Origin of the sequence: Alteromonas sp. McT4-15 (assembly GCF_020515205.1) — a bacterium.
Lineage (GTDB): Bacteria > Pseudomonadota > Gammaproteobacteria > Enterobacterales > Alteromonadaceae > Alteromonas.
Genome location: NZ_JAJALG010000025.1, coordinates 13,818 through 31,337, shown reverse-complemented (window position 1 = coordinate 31,337; position 17,520 = coordinate 13,818). Strand labels below are relative to the sequence as shown.

The window sequence follows — 17,520 nt, the reverse complement described above, 5'->3', positions numbered from 1 at the left end:
TAAACTACGTAATGCTATTGTACCTGTTTTTTGCTCATCACGTTTTCCTTCACACTGATTAAAAATAACGAGGTAACATTATGCGTTGTTTTATAGGGTTAGATTTAAGTACAACCGAAAAGCTTGTGCTTGATAGTTGGCGACAAAAAGCATTACCTGAAGTCATGCCGCGCGACAAGCGCGTTGAGATTTCTCGTAAAAATAAGCGCAGTGACATCAGTGGTGTTGCATCAAATAAACATGGCTTGTCACAGCCTTATGCAGTTCCGGCAGCAAATTACCACATCACATTATGCTTTTTGGGCGACATAACCCATCGCCAACACGAGGCGTTAGTTTACGAACTTGATAATATTGTTAGCGAGCCGTTTTCGCTTACCTTAGATGTCACAGGTCTGTGGAACGGTCCCAAGATTCTATTTAGTGCCCCATCCTCACCGCCCAAAGCACTAATGGAATTGGCGAGATACACCCGAAAAGCGGCACGCAGCGCTGCAATAGAGGTAGAAAGTAGAGAATACAAACCCCACGTCACACTGGTGCGAAAGGCAACAAACGCACTCCCGCTGCCACTGTATAGTCCAAGTGTTGATGTTCATGCTTCTGCTTTTCATTTGTTCGAGTCACTCTCAACCCCACAAGGCGTAACCTACCCCATACGCCATTCTTGGGCACTAAAGCACACTATGTCGGTACGTGAAAAGCTACGCAGAGGAATAACAGACGAATAAAGGACGACATTCATTATGAGTTATTCAAATTTAAGCTGGTACTGTATGACCATTGCGGTTTACTTCATCAGTGCTAAGCGGTAAAAAGGGGGCCTGTTTTTAGAATTTTTGCAAATATCCATGCAACAAACATTTAGATTAGTCATCGACTGCCCCGACCAAATCGGGCTAGTTGCCAGCGTATCTCAGTTTCTCGCTGACCATAACGCCACCATTGTTGAAGCCAGCCACCATACCGATTTACAAACCGGTCGCTTTTTCATGCGCCATGAAATTAGCACAGACTCGCTAAAGTTAGATCATCACAGCTTTGTTAAAGAGTTCACCCCGCTTGCCAACGAATATCAAATGAATTGGAAACTGAGCGACTCAAACAAAAAGCAGCGCGTTGCGTTATTAGCAAGTCTTGAGTCTCACTGTTTAGTTGACCTGCTTCACCGCTGGCATACTGGTGAGCTGCATTGTGATATTCCTGTCATCATCGCTAACCATCCCCAAATGAAACAGTTTGCAGATTGGTACAAAGTACCTTTCCACTGGGTTGACTTTAAAGCGTTGGGTAAAGAAGCGGCGTTTGCGCAGATCGCTACCTTGTTGCGAGAGTACAAAATTGATTTAACGGTGCTTGCCCGTTTTATGCAGATTTTACCCGACACGCTATGCCAAGAACTGCAAGGTAAAGCCATTAACATTCACCATAGTTTTCTACCTAGCTTTGCCGGCGCCAAGCCTTATCAGCAAGCGTACGACCGGGGTGTAAAATTAATTGGTGCAACTTGTCACTACGTGACAAAAGACCTCGACGAAGGCCCAATCATCGAACAAAGCGTCAAACGCATCAGCCATAGCGACAGCGCACAAGACATGGTGAGAAAAGGTAAGGATTGTGAAGTTACCGCACTTGCGCACGGCGTGCGCTACCATTTAGAAGACCGTGTGATTATTCATCGCAATAAAACAGTCGTATTTGCATAACGATGTACTAACTCATGACCTCAATCAATACCCAAAGCAATGGAGTTTTGTAAGCTAGCAGTATGGGTAGTTAAACAATGAACGGTCATGATAAAAGTGTTGAAATGGATAATGGTCAGTGGTGTTTTGCTTTTTATACTGGGGCACTACATCATCAGCTATTCCGGCATTCCTGAAAAAATAGGGGTTAAGGGCATTTATCTTGGTGCGTTCTGCATGGCCATTGGACTTGCCATGTCGCTGCCTACAAAAATGTACTTAACCTTTCTTTTCGTTACGCGTGAAAATCGTTTACGTACGCATTCTAAAAAGCACTAGCGCTACTACACAGCACTTACGCGTATCGCTTTTCTAAGTCGTAGGTAGTACCACATATTAGAGGCAGCAAAAAGTGCTTCTGTAATAGCCAGCCCCCATGTTTGAGTGATAATGCCGTAAATTGTGAAGTTTAACGAGCCGACAATCATACAAACGCGAAGCCCTGCTTCTTTGCAGTGAAGCTCACCGAAACGATATGCCATAAAAGTGAATACCGGCATCGTTTCAATAAAAGATGTCTTTCCTGTTAGGTTGTTCACCGTGAGCACGATACACATCATTGAGATTAGCGTAACGTAAGTTGCAAGTGGCGATAGTAACTTTTGTTTAATTAGACGATAGCTGGTGCTTAGCCCTGCTACGGTAATCACAATAGCGCCACCCCACGCTTGCTCGAAAACCAATAAAGATCCGATTGCGACACATAACCCAAGATTTAATAGCAGTAATTTACGTTCGGTATTAGACCAAAACGAGGCGAGAGCAAAAGCAACAGGAAAAGTGTGCAATAGTAATTCGAACATTGTGTGTCACTTAAATTGGCTAACAACCCATTACCACAGAAGTGGTAAACCAAAAAACGCGCGCAGTGTAAATTCCGTACAGCGTAAAGCCAATAAAAATTTAGCGTATTTCGACGAATTACATGGCACAACGACAACGTACTTAAACCGTTATGTTGCAGGGAATTACGTTAAAGGACATTTAACTTGTATTTACATTGTCTTAAGATGAAGTGAACCTGTTGTGCTATGCAATACGTTTTTAGCGATGTAACGCGAAATAACGTACTGCATAGTTCGACAGCGTAAGTACAAAACCATAACAAAAGACAGGAATATCCATGGGTAAATTTAAAACATCGCTTACTGCTATCGCGGTAGTGATTGCATTGGGCGCATGCTCACAACAAGCGCCAGAAAGTACCAGCACAGAAGCGCCAAGCGCTGCAAGCACAGAACAAGCACAATTTGATAATGTTTTACTTCAAGAGTTTAAAGGCCCATATGGTGGGGTACCTGCTTTCGATAAAATGAAACTTGAAGATCTAAAACCAGCACTTGAAAAAGCCATGGCACTCAATTTAGAAGAAATTGAAGCTATTGCGAACAATGAAGCGCCCCCTACTTTCGAGAATGTAATTGTGGAAATGGAGCGCGCTGGTGCTGAGCTCAGTCGCGTTTTTACTTACTACGGCATTTGGAGTGCTAACAAATCAAGCGCGGAATTTCGTGAAATTCAAGCTGAAATGTCACCTAAGCTTTCTGCGTTTTTCACTCAAATTACGCAAAATGAAAAACTATTTGCGCGTGTAAGAGCGGTATATGAGTCTGATGCGTTGAAAACACTAACGCCAGAAGAACAGCGTATTACGTGGATGACTTACAACAATTTTGCGCGTAATGGTGCAACCCTAGATGGCGACGCTAAAAAACGTTATGCAGAAATCAACCAAGAGCTAGCGACACTTCACACGAAGTTCTCAAACAATATTCTTGCCGATGAAGAAAACTATGTCACCTACATTACTGAAGCGCAGCTCGATGGATTGCCTGCCTCTTTCGTTAAGGCTGCCAAAGCGGCAGCAGAAGCGCGTGGTGAGGCTGATAAGTACGCCATTACCAATACCCGTTCTTCGATGGATCCATTCCTAACGTACTCTACAAATCGTGAGTTACGCGAAAAAGTATGGCGCACCTACTATAACCGTGGTGACAATGCTGATGACTTCGATAACAACGAAATTATCAAACGTATACTTACGCTTCGAGACGAACGCGTTGAGCTATTGGGCTATGAGAATTATGCACAATGGCGCTTAGAAGATCGCATGGCGAAAAACCCAGATAACGCCATGGATTTGATGATGAAAGTATGGCCTGCAGCTATTGCCCGTGTTGAAGAAGAAGTGGCAGATATGCAGGCAATTGCTGACGAGGAAGGCGCAGACATCACCATCGCACCGTGGGACTACCGCTTTTATGCAGAGAAAGTGCGCCAAGCGAAATACGATTTAGACTCAAATGAAGTCAAGCAGTACCTTCAGCTAGATAAATTGCGTGAAGCAATGTTTTACGTGGCTGGACGCCTATTTAATTTCAACTTTACACCTGTTGAAGAAGGTAAAGTGCCGGTCTTCCACGACGATGTTAAAGTGTGGGAAGTGACAGATAAAGACAGTGGTGAGCACATTGGCTTGTGGTATCTCGATCCGTTTTCTCGCAAAGGCAAGCGCTCTGGCGCATGGGCAACGACATATCGCTCTTACACCACATTTGATGGTAAGAAAACCGTACTGTCTTCAAATAACTCTAACTTTGTGAAAGGTGCAGAAGGCGAAGCAACCCTAATTTCGTGGGACGATGCCGAAACATATTTTCATGAGTTTGGGCATGCATTGCACTTCTTATCGTCAGATGTTGAATATCCTTCATCTCACTCTGGTGTTCGCGATTACACAGAATTCCAATCACAGTTGCTTGAGCGCTGGTTAACGACCGATGAAGTGATTAACCAATTCTTGGTTCACCACGAAACTGGCGAGCCAATTCCGGCTTCTCTTGTTGAGAAAATTAAGAAGGCTGCAACCTTCAACGAAGGCTTTAAAACAACGGAATACATGGCCTCTGCCATCATGGATCTTAAATATCACACGACTGATCCGAGTAAGATTGAGCCTGACACATTTGAGCGTGAAGAGCTTAAGAAGCTAAATATGCCAGAAGAAATTGTGATGCGTCATCGTTCTCCACATTTTGGTCACGTCTTCTCTGGTGAGGGCTATGCAGCTGCATACTATGGCTACATGTGGGCAGAAGTGCTTACCGCTGATGCCGCAGAAGCATTTATGGAAGCCCCCGGTGGTTTTTATGATAAAGAAGTCGGTGATAGATTGGTTAAGTACCTATTCTCGGTACGCAACGCGATGGACCCCGCTGAGGCGTATCAAAAGTTCCGCGGCAGAGATGCCAAGGTGGACGCACTAATGCGAGACCGTGGCTTCCCGCTACCTAAAGATAGCGAGTAGTCAGCTTAACGTCCTAAAAGAGCCACTCTGTGAGAGCCACTCTATTGAGAGCCACTCTATTGAGTGGCTTTTTTATTGACCCACTGGTCAGTTTTGAAGCACAATTATCGCGTGTCTTCATGAGTGCTGTTCAAAAATCGTAAAAGATTAACTTTTATTGTCACCATGCCGATATAAATCACTGTACACAACTATAATTATAACAGTACGTGGTTATTTTCTAGCGTTTGCTAGATATTCCTTGGACGTTGCGGTGCCTGCAATGCCACGTCATTTTTCAGCATTAACTAACGTGGTCGAAAGTCATGACTTTCAGTATAAAACAAAAACTTATCATCTCATTGGTTGTTGCAGTTTTAGCAGCAGCTGTACTAGTAGGCTCTATAAGTCAATGGATTGCGCGTGACCTTGTAAAAGAGAACGTAGAGCAAAACCAATTACCGTCACTACTGCAACAAATTGGCAACCGCGTTGATCGCGAGGCCAGTGTTATGCTTACTGTTGCCCATAGCGTCGCGTCAAACCCAGATATACTTGCATGGTCTGCTGCTGGCGCAGACAATGCCGGCGAAAACAGATTAGTCAGCTATCTCAATAATATAGTCGCATTCAACGAATTAACCGTGGCCTCATTTGTAGACAGAAACACTTACAAATATTGGAACCAAGACGGCTTTTTACGTGAGCTTAAAAATGATGAGTTTGATGGGTGGTTTTTTGCCTATAAAGACTCTGGTCAACCTGTATCACTAAGCCTTTACAATGAGCCCGGCCAAGGCTACAGACTTTTTGCAAACTATCAGCAAGTCAACGGTCGAGGGATGTCGGGTGTTGCAAAATCTGTAGACGAATTACTCGATATTATCAATGCCGTAAAAATTGCTGAAACAGGCTTTGTTTATCTTGTTGACGGTAGCGGCACTATCATTGCGCATCCAGACACTAACCTATTGGGTAAAGCAAAATTATCCTCTGTGAGCGACTCCCAAGCGGCAAGTAAGCTGCTAACCAAGCAACGTTTTGCCATGACAACCAGTGAGCACGATGAAGGTACGCTCTTATTTGCGAGCACCTATGTCGAGAAAGCGGGTTGGTATGTAATTGCACAGGTACCTGAAAGCGAGCTCTACGCATCAATCAACGCAGGCAGCCGCCAAATCATTTTGTGGGCATTAGCGATTGCGGGTGCGTTTACGTTTATCGGTATTTGGCTCGCAGGCAGTTTAACTAAGCCTCTAGAGTCGCTCGCTGACGTATTTCAGCAGCTCGGCCGTGGTCAAGGTGACCTGCGCTCGCGTATCCCAATGCCTGAACAAAAAGAGATTGCTCGGTTGGTCGAGGGCTTTAATAACTTCATCGATCACTTGCATGGCACCATTTCTCAAGTTGCCAAAACTAGTCATGCATTGAAAACATCTGCAGAAGATGTCGCTAAGCAGTCACAGCAAACTGAGCTTTCGACTAAAAGCCAACGCGACCAAACTTTACAAGCAGCCGCCGCGCTTACCGAGATGGGAAGCACTGTTAACGAAGTAGCCCACTCGGCAACGCAAGCAGCGCAAAACGCAAATACAGCAACTACCAACTCGGCTCATGGCAGACAAGTTACTCAGCGTGCTGTTCATGCAATTAAGGGGTTGTCTCAACAGATTCAAGATGTATCAGGTGTTATTCAATCGCTCGATGAACACACTGCAGCCATTGGCGGCATTTTGGATACCATTAGAGGCATTTCAGAGCAAACCAACTTACTGGCACTTAATGCCGCGATTGAAGCAGCACGCGCGGGCGATCACGGTAGAGGATTCTCTGTCGTCGCAGACGAAGTGCGTACTTTGGCGCAACGCGCTGCCAGTGCGACTGATGAAATTCAGGTAAAAATTGATAAGTTTCAACAAGACTCAAAATCAGCGGTTTTGCAAATGGAATCAAGCAGAGAACGTACCGAGGATGTGGTATCTGCTACCGATGAAATTGACAAACTTTTACAAGATATTGCCGATGAAATTGCGCACATCAATGATGTTAATACTCAGGTAGCAACCGCAACTGAAGAGCAGGCCACCGTGGTCGAAGATATAAGCCGAAATATTAACGACATCAGTGCATCAAGTGAAGAAACACTAAATGCCACTCAGGTATTGGTGAGTGTTAGTGACAAGCTTGATGAGCTAGCCCAAGAGTTATCGACAGAAGTCAGTCGCTTTAAACTCTAGTTGCGGTACTCGTTTACATTGACACGCATGCGCTGGCACCTAGAAGGTAAAGGCGTATTGCACTTTCACTTGGTTGTCGCGACTAGTTCGCCAAGGTAGGGTAAGGGAAGCACCATCAGCTTCCCACGATTCTTGTAATGCGCCAATGGTCAGAAGGTGAGAATCTTCTTTAAATGGCACTTCGACATATATGCCTGCTGTTCTGCTTGTGGGAAGTTGTATTGTATCAGCCACTGGAATTCGCATTTCATGGCGAGGACGTACTTTGTGACTCAATCCCACACGGTAATCGCCCTTATCCCACCAGCTGACCAATTCAAACTCATGACTTCTCACCCGCTGTGACAAGACACCGTAATCCAAAAGCCCTTTGTTATAGTGCACTACCGCTTCTACATTGAACTGAGGTGAAATTTGCTGACTTAGAGCAAGTTGATATTGCTTCTGCTTACAGCCTTTAAATTGGATTTTGTTTTTGGTAAGTGAAACAGAAAACGCGTTGTCGTCAGAGGTATATTGATTTATCCAACGTTCGGCTTTTTCGACCGCAGAAGCGCTCGCCACTGTTGATACTAACAGACAGGGACACACACATACTGCTAAAAGTGGCTTGATAATACGACGCATATTCGCTGCCTCTTCACTGTGATCGAAAACAACTTTCTCTCTTCACAATTTCAGTATAGACAGGAAATGTATTGGTTGGGTATTAGCCATTTTACTAATAGACTAATTGTGATAACTAACCCCGTGAGTGCGTGTAATGTACGTCGCTTTTGTTGACGTTAATTCAATGCACTACCGCACGATTAAGCGTTGCTTGTCGCCCTTCTGTCGCTTCTTCACTGAACCAGTAGTCTCCAGATGAGTCGACACACACGCCTTCTACTTGCTTATAAGACTTAAGTGGCCACACATTAATTACCGAAAATGTCGTTGATACTTGAGCTAGAAAAGCAGAAAAATTCCCGAAGGGGTCTGATTTGTATCCTGTAAAAACATACAAATTACGCTTTTTATCAAAATCAGCACCCGTTATTACACCTGGCAGACCTTCAATATCGGCAATGGGGCTTAATATCTGCGACGATTCACCTTCGTTGATACGATAAACATGGGCTACACCGGTGCGCCAGCTTTTCGAAAATAACAATAAGCCCTCTGGCCCCTTTACCATTGCTTCTGCATCGTAATCGTGGGCATAGGGCATATTAGCGGAAGGATCGTTGTTAGCGTATTGAAGTGTGAGTTCACTAAAGTCGTTCACGTCGCTACGGCTTACTTTGTAAATACTTACTGTCGCTCTACGCCCTTTATTATTGCCAACATCAGCAATATAGTAAGCTTTTTCGTCTGCAGAAATAGCTTCCCAGTCGCGGTTAGTGAGCGCCAAACTAGTTTCACTATTTACGCTACCAGCGCGGGAAATCGAAAACACCACAGGGGCGTTACCAGAGTCATTTAACGAATAAAGCACCTCATCTTCACAATATAAACCAGAGGTTTCAGCGAGTACGAGTGGCAGTACAACACTGTTTTCTATTTTCAATTCGGCAGACGGCTGTGGATAGTGGATAGCACACGCCGCAATTGTAAAAAATAAAGTGACGACAAAACAGTAGCGAATGTGCGTATTCAACCGAGAACTCCAAATAATAGTATCTTGAGATAATATCAGAACGGACGAACGGAGGCGGTGCTTTTTACAGCGTATTTCAGTGTGTTGGTCTAAACTTTATACATCGCCGTATAAAACCGCATTAGTCTAAAGTATCGTTATGACAATTACTTAGGCTGATATACATTGGAATAATACAAAAACACTAAGGACACACTTTTGTCAGATCCGCTACTTTCTCTTGTTGCCGTCGGCTTATTATCTATTGGCTGCCAGTATCTTGCCTACAAAGTCAGGTTGCCTGCTATTCTACCGCTGTTAATTGTAGGTATTGTTGTTGGTCCAGTGTTTGGCGTGCTTGATGCAGACGCGCTATTTGGCGATCTACTTTTTCCAGTTGTTTCCTTATCAGTCGCTATTATTTTATTTGAAGGCTCGCTAACGCTAAAGTTTGGCGATATTGCAGGCCACGGCAATATGGTACGCAACTTATGCTCCATTGGCGTATTGGTTACATGGATAGTCGCTGCCACAGCTGCGCACTACAGTCTTGATTTGTCATGGCAGCTGTCATTTTTGTTCGGTGCAATTGTTACCGTAACCGGTCCTACGGTAATAGTCCCCATGTTGCGCACCGTACGCCCAAAGACAAATCTGGCAAATATTTTACGGTGGGAAGGGATTGTTATCGATCCTATCGGTGCTTTGCTCGCGGTACTGGTATTTGAGTTTATTGTAGCGTCTCAAGAATCTGCAATAACGCATACACTCATCGCGTTTGGCAAGACGATTGGTATTGGCTCAGTTCTCGGACTTGCATCTGGATACCTGTTGGGCATTTCAATCCGTAAAGAGCTAATTCCTCATTACCTTCTCAATACTGCTGTGCTCACAATCATTCTTGGCGTATTCGCAGCGTCCAATTACGTCGCGCACGAATCGGGGCTACTTGCTGTGACCATCACAGGTATGGTGCTGGCCAACATGAAAGATGTTGAGGTGGAGGATATTTTAGAATTTAAGGAAACACTCAGTGTTTTGCTTATTTCAGGGCTCTTTATATTGCTTGCCACACGTCTCAATCTTCAGTCGGTCATTGATGTAGGCTGGGGCTCAGTGGTCGTGTTAGCCGCTATCATGTTTGTCGCAAGGCCTCTTTCCGTATTAGCGTCATCAATAGGCACAGGGTTAAAACTGAATGAATTGGCCCTACTGAGCTGGATTGCACCACGGGGAATTGTCGCCGCGGCTGTCTCTGCGTTGTTTTCTTTGAAGCTCGAAGAAATAGGCTACGAGGGAGCAGGTATCATTGTACCAATAGTGTTCATGGTTATTATTGCAACGGTAGTAGTGCAAAGTTTAACGTCTCGAACTGTGGCATCACTGTTAAAAGTGCGCGCGCCCGCACCTACTGGTTACCTATTGTTCGGCGGCAGCAAGTTTAACCGAACTTTAGCCACTGAAATGATGAACCAAAAAATAGATGTAACGATTGCAGACACAAACTGGGACGCTATCCGCGAAGCCAGAATGGCCGACATTCCTGTCTATTTCGGAAACCCAATGTCAGATCACGCTGCCCGACACCTTGACATAGCAACTTTTGGCACGGTACTGATCATGTCACCGTACAAGCAACTTAACCCACTTATTGCTTATCACTTCGAATATACGCTAGGTAAAGACAAAGTATGGGCATTAACCAACAACGAACAATCAGCGCGACCGAGTCACCAAGTAAGCGAGCAGTACGCGAAAAAGCTAACTTTGTTCGATGAGGGCGTAACATATGGCTACCTTGCCTCTGCGATAGCAAGAGGTGCAATGGTGAAAACCACAAGGCTTTCTGATGAATTCACTTATGAACAATACAGTAAGCAGTATGGTGTAAGAGCAACGCCACTTATCGCGATAAACAGCGAAGGCAAAAGTTATACATTCATCAATGGCAATAGCATTGAACCCAAAGCAGGTTGGCGAATTATTAGCCTTATTGAGCCGGAGCGCAGCGAAGAGAAAATCGTAGAGTCTTGAAGTAAGAAAACCTCCTGCCCATCGGCAGGAGGCCTCTCCCTGGAGAACGCGTGACACAGTGCTTCGTTGCCAGAAGCGTTATTGTTAATGTTTTACCATTGTCACACTGTCGTGCTTTTTATAGCAATACCAAGGCCATAAAAGAAATATCCATTTAGAACAGCATGTTAAGCTAAATCTACGTGTTAAACAAATCACGATTTCAACGTATTTAAACCACTTTAGTGCATACAGCGCACCATTACGGGGTTCAAATTTTAACCAAGCCATTGAAAAACTGGCATTTCTTTTAGCAAACGCTTCACTGTAAATACTGCTTTATACACGTTAGCGTTGTCTCAAGCGCTCCACTATTTTCATCTAAAACATCTCGCCCAGCCTTACCTGCTTTTGAGCGTTTGTCAGGATCAGACAACCATACACTCAGTTTGTCTGCTATTTGTTGAGCATCTTCCACAACACTTAGCGCTCCCCGTTCCTGTAAGTAACCGCATATAACAGGGTTATTATAGGTGTGTGGGCCCATCATAATGGGAATGGAAAAAGCTGCAGGCTCAAGTGCATTGTGCCCGCCTCTATCGGCTATCGAGCCGCCTACAAACGCAAATGTGGCAACAGAATAGGCGTGATTCAACTTCCCCATTTCATCGAGTAGCACGATATTAATGTCATCAGCGACGTCGTTGACTTGTGAGCTTCTCACAAAAGATAGGCCGCGCTTTTCTAGAATCTTGGCCACAACGTCAAACCTTTCAGGATGTCGCGGTACAATAACCACACGCATACTGGGACATTGCGTCCACAAGCGTTGTACTGCGTCGAGAATGGTGGTTTCTTCCGGTTCATGAGTACTACCTGCCACCAAGATAGGTTTAATTGAATGCTCAAGTCCTAAGAAATGTTGTTTCCCACCTGATAGCGACGCGACTTGGTCAAACTTAATATTATTGGTTAACGTGAGTTTATTACTCGGCACACCCAACCAAGCATAGTTTTTAAAGTCTCGCTCGCCCTGTGCACAGATGTGATAAAGCTTCTCGAGCATGGGGTTAAACAACTTCCCGATTTTTTTGTAACGACGCGCTGATCTATCAGTCATCCGCGCATTTATCACCATCACTGGTATTTCGCGCTTCCAACAAGCATGTATTAGATTTGGCCACAACTCGACTTCAGTAATGAGTACCGCTTTTGGCTTAACCCGCTTTAGCATACCTGCCATGGCCATGTGTAAGTCATATGGCAGATAGAAGTGATGCACCTTGTCACCGAAAATAGCTTTCACTCGCGCAGAGCCTGTTGGTGTTGTTGTTGTAATGGTTATCTGGGCTTCAGGCTCATCTTCAATTATGCGTTTAATAAGACAAGACGCGGCAACAACTTCGCCTACCGATACGCAGTGAAAGAGGTATCCACCTGACTTAGAAGGTGTAGCAACAAAACCGAAACGCTCAAAGCGTCTGTGATTGTAGTCTTTGTTACGTGTTTTACTTCGCAACATCAACTGCAGAAAAGCAAAGGGAATGAGCAGCGTTAAAATCGATGAGTATATCCAACGACAGACATCTTCGATAAAAGTAGGTTTGTAGCCGTTTTTGTCGGCAGCAAACATAGTTAAGTCCTTAGCATTACACGGTGTAATGTAGCAGTCATTAAACTGACTCTAAACTGTGTTGTTATTTTTGGCTATTGTCACGAATCGCTCTAAAAGACTTTCAATGCCACAACAACATCAGCGAGTTTTGTTTATTCGGTTAAGCGCAATAGGCGATATTGTAATGGCTTCAGGTTTGCCGTCTAGCATTAAACGAAGTTACCCCGATTCAAAGCTGACTTGGCTAGTTGAAGCGCCGTACAAAAGCCTTGTGCAATCACACCCTTATGTTGACGATGTCATTACTTGGCCCAAATCAGACTGGCAACGACTGGTAAAAGATAAACAGTACTGGCAGCTATGTAAAACCGTATGGGCATTTAGGCGACACTTGCAGCAACAACATTTTTCCGTTGCGATAGAAGCACAAGGACTAATCAAAAGTGCGTTTTTTGCGTTTATCAGCGGCGCCAAAATGCGTATTGGCTTTAAGAGTAAAGAGCGCAGCCATATTCTACTCAACAAGGTAGTCAATAAACCCACGTCACCGAGCATTTCAAGTGAATACAAGAAACTCGCTTTCTACATTCATACGCTCGTAAATGGGACTTCTTTAAATGCAAAAAGTGAAGTACGTTATGCCAATGCTATCAGTGCGTTTGATTATGATATGTGCATCGCGGTGAGTGAAGATAAAGCAAAAAGTGCGCAAGCAACTGCAGCAACCTTAGGCCTAGATACACCCTATATTGCTATAGCTCCCTTTACAACTCGCCCCCAAAAGCATTGGCCACTCACTCACTGGCAAACGCTTATAGCGCTTATACGCAGTGAAACAACCATGCCTATTGCGATTTTGGGTGGCCCCAAAGACGCCGCTCACGCTGAGGGGTTAACGTTTGATAACGATGATGTCGTTTCACTGGCAGGCAAAGTGAGCTTAGATGAGTCCATAAGCCTAATTAACACCTGCTTTGCCTTTGTCGGCGTAGATACAGGTTTGACGCACGTAGCGACATGCTACAAAAAGCCGACTGTAGCCTTATTTGGATCAACCCGCCCCTATACCCAAACAGACAGTATTTATACCCATGTACTTTTTGAGGATATGGATTGTGCACCATGCAGAAGAAGACCAAACTGTGATGCCAAGTTTGACTGTATGAAAAATTTGTCACCTAAAAAGGTCTTTAGCAGTTTATTACCGTATATAACAAGTATTCCAGTAAAGACTAAGGACGTCACTTGAGTAACAGCGTACTCCATATAGAACTTGGACGTCATTTGTATGGCGGTGCCAAACAAGTTTCTTACTTGATTAAGGCACTAGAAACAAATAGTGTCATTGAGCAGCACTTGTTATGTACTGATGACAGTGACATTAGTAAAGTCAGATTTAACAGTTGCCGCGTACATCCAATTGCTTACAAGGGTGAGGCTGATTTCTTCTGTATAAAGCGAATGTTGGACGTTGTTAAGTCGGTCAATCCCTCTATTATTCATATGAAGGGTCGGATCTACGATCCAACCTTGGGTCGATTCCTACAGGCTGATCCGTTTATTCAGGCTCCATTAAACTCACAGAATTACAATCGGTACAGCTATGTGTTGAATAACCCGATGAGTTATACGGACCCATCAGGATTTTTCTTCAAGAAGCTTAAGAAGTTTGTGAAGAAATATTGGAAGGCGGCAGTGGCGATAGCAGTTTCGGTGGCCACTTATGGAGCTGCATCAGGTTGGGCTGCTGGTTGGGGGATGACCCAAGGATTCAGTATGACAGTACTAGGAACCACCCAAACTTTCGTGACAGGTCTCTCTGTTGGTGGAGCAGTTACCGCAGGCGCAATAGCCGGTGCCGCTGGCGGTTTTGTGGCAGGCGCATTGCAGACAGGCTCTCTTACAGGGGCACTGAGAGGGGCATTTACAGGCGCAATCAGTGGCACGGCTGGTGGATATGCCAATTTTGGTAGCGTTGGAGGATTTGGTGATGCTGCTAAAAGAGTTGCTGTTGCCGCTGCTGGAGGGTGCGGTGCAGGGAAAGCATCAGGAGGTTCATGCGGTAAAGGTGCTAGGCTTACTGGGATGGCTATGGCTTTGAGTGTTTCAATTGAAAAGTTTACTCAATCTAAGCCAACATTCAAGACTCCATCAAGAAAATCAGGAACCTACAAGCCATCCGATCAATATGTGAGTAACAAAGGCTATTGTGTGATCTGTGACGTTGCTGATCCTGATGCAAACAATATCGGACTTGGGGTAAGAGCAAGTGATGTATCACATGTAGTCGGTCAATCAACACCTCAAACTGGTTGGCTTTCGTTTAACGAGGGAAGTTTGTCTAGCCAAGCACTTGCAAAAATTCCCGGATTTAACTCTGGTGCAGTTTTTCATGATGTGCTTGTTGGAACTTTTGAGCGAAATATTGGAATGCATCATTGGGGCAGTACTGCGCAAACCATTGGTGGGTTGTTTGTGAATCAAGCTACGATAATTCCGGCTATAGGTGTTAATTATATGGCTTTAGGGCCTGAGAGCTATCGTTACTATTACAGCAACCTTGGTGAATAATGTTATGAGAATACTTCTATGTTTACTGGCCCTAGTTGTTTCGTCCTGCGCTATGAAATCGGAAACAATTTATAGTCAAGGAAAGATAGTTGGATGGAATAATTCTGGTTTCGTTAACTCGAATGGGGTGATGGAAATATCTTTCGAGACAAATAATGCAGATAGGATTATTGAGAAGAAAAAATTTGCAGGGTTTACCATAGAAGATAAGACAAAAGACTCAGATGCTAGGATCAACAATCCGACTTTCATTGTGAAGCTAAACGTCAAAGCTTTTAGGGCGGAGCAGTATATTAAAACCTCAAGTATTCTTACACTTAATAATGTCGAATATGAACCTATTGAAATTTCCTATGGTGCAGACTCTTCTAGTTTTGGAAGAAGCAGTAGCCAAGTCAGCAAAAAGGAAGAAGGGAGCTTTCATAAGTTGCCTATTCGCAATGATGAATATGCACATGACTGGATTATGTTTGAATTTGATGTACCGCCACCTTCGCCGAATGTGTTGTTCTCGATGGAAATCTATACAAAAGATCAAGAGTCTACACAGGCATTAGAGGTTCGATTTAGACCCGCCAAGGTAAAGGGCTACTATTCAAACTAATTGACTTATATATCTACTAATTGAAACTATGTCCTTTGTGCTCACTTGTTTGGGCATCAATTAGCCATGCAAGAGATTTTGAACTCTTCAAACTAAGTAAAAGCTAACTAGGACACCCACTTTTGAAATCAAACCAGCTCCGGCCTGTCTCTTGATCACAACTCTGATTCAAGAGATAAGGCTTCGGCTGATTTTCTTCGGAATGCCCTGCTGAATTGCATTGGATCCGATGCCGGGTTCGTATGGACTGCCTGCTGAAAATGAGTGGATTTTGCACTTGTAGAGTCCATGCAAAATGGCATATGATCCAATATTTATTGGCACAGATCCGATAATAATTGGCATCTTGGAACTCAGACTTTGGTTTGAGTAGAATATTTTTGGTAACTAGTACAAGAATGCTTATTCACTGAAGTTATTAATCATCACAGTAAATTTAAAACAGTTAAAAGAGCCGTTTTTCGTGCTTAAAGAGAGTTGTTTTACTTGTCATGCTTAATGCAGGTAAAGAGGCTGTTACATAAGGCTTCTCAGGCTCCATGAAACGATAGTCAATCGGTGATCTTGGCCATTTGTGTCGGATTGTTGGATGGTGTTTTGCAAAGATTTGCTTTTTGATTATTTCTATATTGGGTCCAATTATTTGTGAAGTCGTATAAACATGATTTTGGATATCTAATAACAACATCAAAAAATCCTTCCAACGTTTTTTGAAATATCTGTTCCTGCAAAATGCAGGGAATGCCCTATAAGCGTCCCGCATAAACAAACAGTGTTTCGTCGACTCGTTGTTGAATTCGGCCAACCTGGTTAGCATGATGATCCCCATAAAGCCATGAACACCCCCTAGCTGAAAAAGCGCATCTGAATCCTCTATTGCATAGATTAAATAACTACAATCATTATCAATTGGAAACTTCTCTGTTGAGGTAAATGACCATGTATATCCTATGTTAGTCGAAATTTGGTATTTATTGATTAAGGAAAGCAGTTCTGTTTTTCGTAAATTTTTGTCAAGCAATTGAAAGACAGGAGATTGAAAGACTTCCAGATTATGGTCTCTAATTCTAGGTATCTTGCAGGTATTCTCTACAGTCGATTCGGATACTGTTTGTTTGCCTTTTAGCCAGCGTAGCACGGTTCCAGTTGATTCACGCTCTTCGCCAAAAAAAGCCGATTGCAATTCACGACGACATAAATGGTTATCGGATAGCACGGACTCCACCCATACACGTGTCCTCAGAATACGTGCGTCTGTAACTCTGCTAATTCTGTGTGGTCTTTTATGCTGACTAAGCAGAAGCGTCCGCACTATCTCTCTGCTTCTTGTAAAATCACTCATCCTAAAACATCCAGTCGAGTTAATCCTGAAAATCAGTATTAACTCTACCGAGAATAAATTCAAAAAAGTTGCTAGCGTTTCGCTCCATTACCAATTGTTTCATAAGAGTAATGATGATGCCGAAAAACATCTCGGAAGATTGCTTGAAAAGGCTATTACAAAAGTATGGAGAATTATTGACGTTGAAGGAGTTGGCGACCGTACTTCGCTATCCTAGCGTTGGTGCCATTCGCACAGCAGCGCATCGCGGTCGCTTGCCGGTGAGACTTTATCAGTTTTCAAATAAACGGGGGAAGTTCGCGAAAGTCGAAGATGTCGCTGCGTGCCTACAAGCTATGGAATCAGATCAAGACCATAAGTCCAAACAGGAGGAATAATATCGAGTTGAAATAAAGTAGTTACTATTTTTTGAGGCGCTAAAACGCCAAGAGCCCAAAAGCGACCACTTTTGAACTCTTGGACTTGATAACGATATTTGCAATATCTGTC

General features: G+C 43.8%; 15 protein-coding genes. 10 read left to right on the top strand and 5 right to left on the bottom strand.

Annotated features, from left to right (window positions below; translation table 11 throughout):
- Nucleotides 1–80 precede the first annotated feature (80 nt).
- From thpR to LHL20_RS15400, 3 genes are all read left to right on the top strand, one after another.
- Nucleotides 81–731, top strand: coding sequence for an RNA 2',3'-cyclic phosphodiesterase (gene thpR / locus LHL20_RS15410; RefSeq protein ID WP_226433929.1), 651 nt, complete (start codon nt 81–83; stop codon nt 729–731).
- A 120-nt stretch (nt 732–851) separates the two neighbouring features.
- Nucleotides 852–1,706: a formyltetrahydrofolate deformylase gene (purU, locus tag LHL20_RS15405; RefSeq protein ID WP_226433928.1), complete on the top strand. Its 855-nt coding sequence runs from the start codon at nt 852–854 to the stop codon at nt 1,704–1,706.
- An 87-nt stretch (nt 1,707–1,793) separates the two neighbouring features.
- A complete protein-coding gene (locus tag LHL20_RS15400) occupies nt 1,794–2,024 on the top strand; it encodes a hypothetical protein (RefSeq protein ID WP_226433927.1) in 231 nt (76 codons plus the stop codon).
- Nucleotides 2,025–2,029: 5 nt separating this feature from the next.
- Here LHL20_RS15400 and LHL20_RS15395 read toward each other — a convergent pair whose 3' ends face one another.
- Nucleotides 2,030–2,548: a YgjV family protein gene (locus tag LHL20_RS15395; RefSeq protein ID WP_159627380.1), complete on the bottom strand. Its 519-nt coding sequence runs from the start codon at nt 2,546–2,548 to the stop codon at nt 2,030–2,032.
- Between the two features lie 320 nt (nt 2,549–2,868).
- On the opposite strand from LHL20_RS15395, the gene LHL20_RS15390 reads away from it, so the two are divergent.
- The gene (locus tag LHL20_RS15390) at nt 2,869–5,052 is read left to right on the top strand and encodes a M3 family metallopeptidase (protein ID WP_226433926.1); all 2,184 of its coding nucleotides are present in this window, start codon (nt 2,869–2,871) and stop codon (nt 5,050–5,052) included.
- 305 nt (nt 5,053–5,357) lie between these two features.
- Nucleotides 5,358–7,268: a methyl-accepting chemotaxis protein gene (locus tag LHL20_RS15385; protein ID WP_226433925.1), complete on the top strand. Its 1,911-nt coding sequence runs from the start codon at nt 5,358–5,360 to the stop codon at nt 7,266–7,268.
- Nucleotides 7,269–7,307: 39 nt separating this feature from the next.
- Here the strand turns inward: LHL20_RS15385 and LHL20_RS15380 are convergent, their stop codons facing one another.
- Nucleotides 7,308–7,895 carry a hypothetical protein gene (locus LHL20_RS15380; RefSeq protein WP_159627383.1) on the bottom strand — a complete coding sequence of 196 codons (588 nt, stop codon included), beginning with the start codon at nt 7,893–7,895 and terminating at the stop codon, nt 7,308–7,310.
- Between the two features lie 163 nt (nt 7,896–8,058).
- Nucleotides 8,059–8,907, bottom strand: coding sequence for a hypothetical protein (locus LHL20_RS15375; RefSeq protein ID WP_226433924.1), 849 nt, complete (start codon nt 8,905–8,907; stop codon nt 8,059–8,061).
- A gap of 198 nt (nt 8,908–9,105) precedes the next feature.
- Between LHL20_RS15375 and LHL20_RS15370 the strand changes: the two genes are divergently transcribed.
- Nucleotides 9,106–10,920, top strand: coding sequence for a cation:proton antiporter (locus LHL20_RS15370; RefSeq protein ID WP_226433923.1), 1,815 nt, complete (start codon nt 9,106–9,108; stop codon nt 10,918–10,920).
- Between the two features lie 301 nt (nt 10,921–11,221).
- Here the strand turns inward: LHL20_RS15370 and waaA are convergent, their stop codons facing one another.
- Nucleotides 11,222–12,532 (bottom strand): lipid IV(A) 3-deoxy-D-manno-octulosonic acid transferase, encoded by a 1,311-nt coding sequence (gene waaA, locus LHL20_RS15365; protein ID WP_226433922.1) that lies wholly within the window; start codon nt 12,530–12,532, stop codon nt 11,222–11,224.
- A 106-nt stretch (nt 12,533–12,638) separates the two neighbouring features.
- On the opposite strand from waaA, the gene LHL20_RS15360 reads away from it, so the two are divergent.
- The 3 genes from LHL20_RS15360 to LHL20_RS15350 are packed head-to-tail and all read left to right on the top strand — an operon-like array spanning nt 12,639 to nt 15,689.
- Nucleotides 12,639–13,763 carry a glycosyltransferase family 9 protein gene (locus LHL20_RS15360; protein ID WP_226433921.1) on the top strand — a complete coding sequence of 375 codons (1,125 nt, stop codon included), beginning with the start codon at nt 12,639–12,641 and terminating at the stop codon, nt 13,761–13,763.
- Entirely contained in the window at nt 13,760–15,085 is a 1,326-nt protein-coding gene (locus tag LHL20_RS15355; protein WP_226433920.1) for an RHS repeat protein, read from the top strand. The genes LHL20_RS15360 and LHL20_RS15355 overlap by 4 nt, the downstream gene beginning before the upstream one ends.
- 52 nt (nt 15,086–15,137) lie before the next feature.
- Nucleotides 15,138–15,689: a hypothetical protein gene (locus LHL20_RS15350; protein WP_226433919.1), complete on the top strand. Its 552-nt coding sequence runs from the start codon at nt 15,138–15,140 to the stop codon at nt 15,687–15,689.
- Between the two features lie 445 nt (nt 15,690–16,134).
- Here the strand turns inward: LHL20_RS15350 and LHL20_RS15345 are convergent, their stop codons facing one another.
- Nucleotides 16,135–16,905 carry a hypothetical protein gene (locus LHL20_RS15345; protein WP_226433918.1) on the bottom strand — a complete coding sequence of 257 codons (771 nt, stop codon included), beginning with the start codon at nt 16,903–16,905 and terminating at the stop codon, nt 16,135–16,137.
- Between the two features lie 302 nt (nt 16,906–17,207).
- Here LHL20_RS15345 and LHL20_RS15340 point away from each other — a divergent pair, with 302 nt between their 5' ends.
- Entirely contained in the window at nt 17,208–17,408 is a 201-nt protein-coding gene (locus LHL20_RS15340) for a hypothetical protein (protein WP_226433917.1), read from the top strand.
- Nucleotides 17,409–17,520: the final 112 nt, after the last annotated feature.

Coding starts and splice junctions, on each gene's coding strand:
- LHL20_RS15385 (WP_226433925.1), top strand. CDS start 5,358: ATGACTTTCAGTATAAAACAAAAACTTATCATCTCATTGGTTGTTGCA.
- LHL20_RS15390 (WP_226433926.1), top strand. CDS start 2,869: ATGGGTAAATTTAAAACATCGCTTACTGCTATCGCGGTAGTGATTGCA.
- LHL20_RS15360 (WP_226433921.1), top strand. CDS start 12,639: ATGCCACAACAACATCAGCGAGTTTTGTTTATTCGGTTAAGCGCAATA.
- LHL20_RS15350 (WP_226433919.1), top strand. CDS start 15,138: ATGAAATCGGAAACAATTTATAGTCAAGGAAAGATAGTTGGATGGAAT.
- purU (WP_226433928.1), top strand. CDS start 852: ATGCAACAAACATTTAGATTAGTCATCGACTGCCCCGACCAAATCGGG.
- waaA (WP_226433922.1), bottom strand. CDS start 12,532: ATGTTTGCTGCCGACAAAAACGGCTACAAACCTACTTTTATCGAAGAT.
- thpR (WP_226433929.1), top strand. CDS start 81: ATGCGTTGTTTTATAGGGTTAGATTTAAGTACAACCGAAAAGCTTGTG.
- LHL20_RS15400 (WP_226433927.1), top strand. CDS start 1,794: ATGATAAAAGTGTTGAAATGGATAATGGTCAGTGGTGTTTTGCTTTTT.
- LHL20_RS15395 (WP_159627380.1), bottom strand. CDS start 2,548: ATGTTCGAATTACTATTGCACACTTTTCCTGTTGCTTTTGCTCTCGCC.
- LHL20_RS15380 (WP_159627383.1), bottom strand. CDS start 7,895: ATGCGTCGTATTATCAAGCCACTTTTAGCAGTATGTGTGTGTCCCTGT.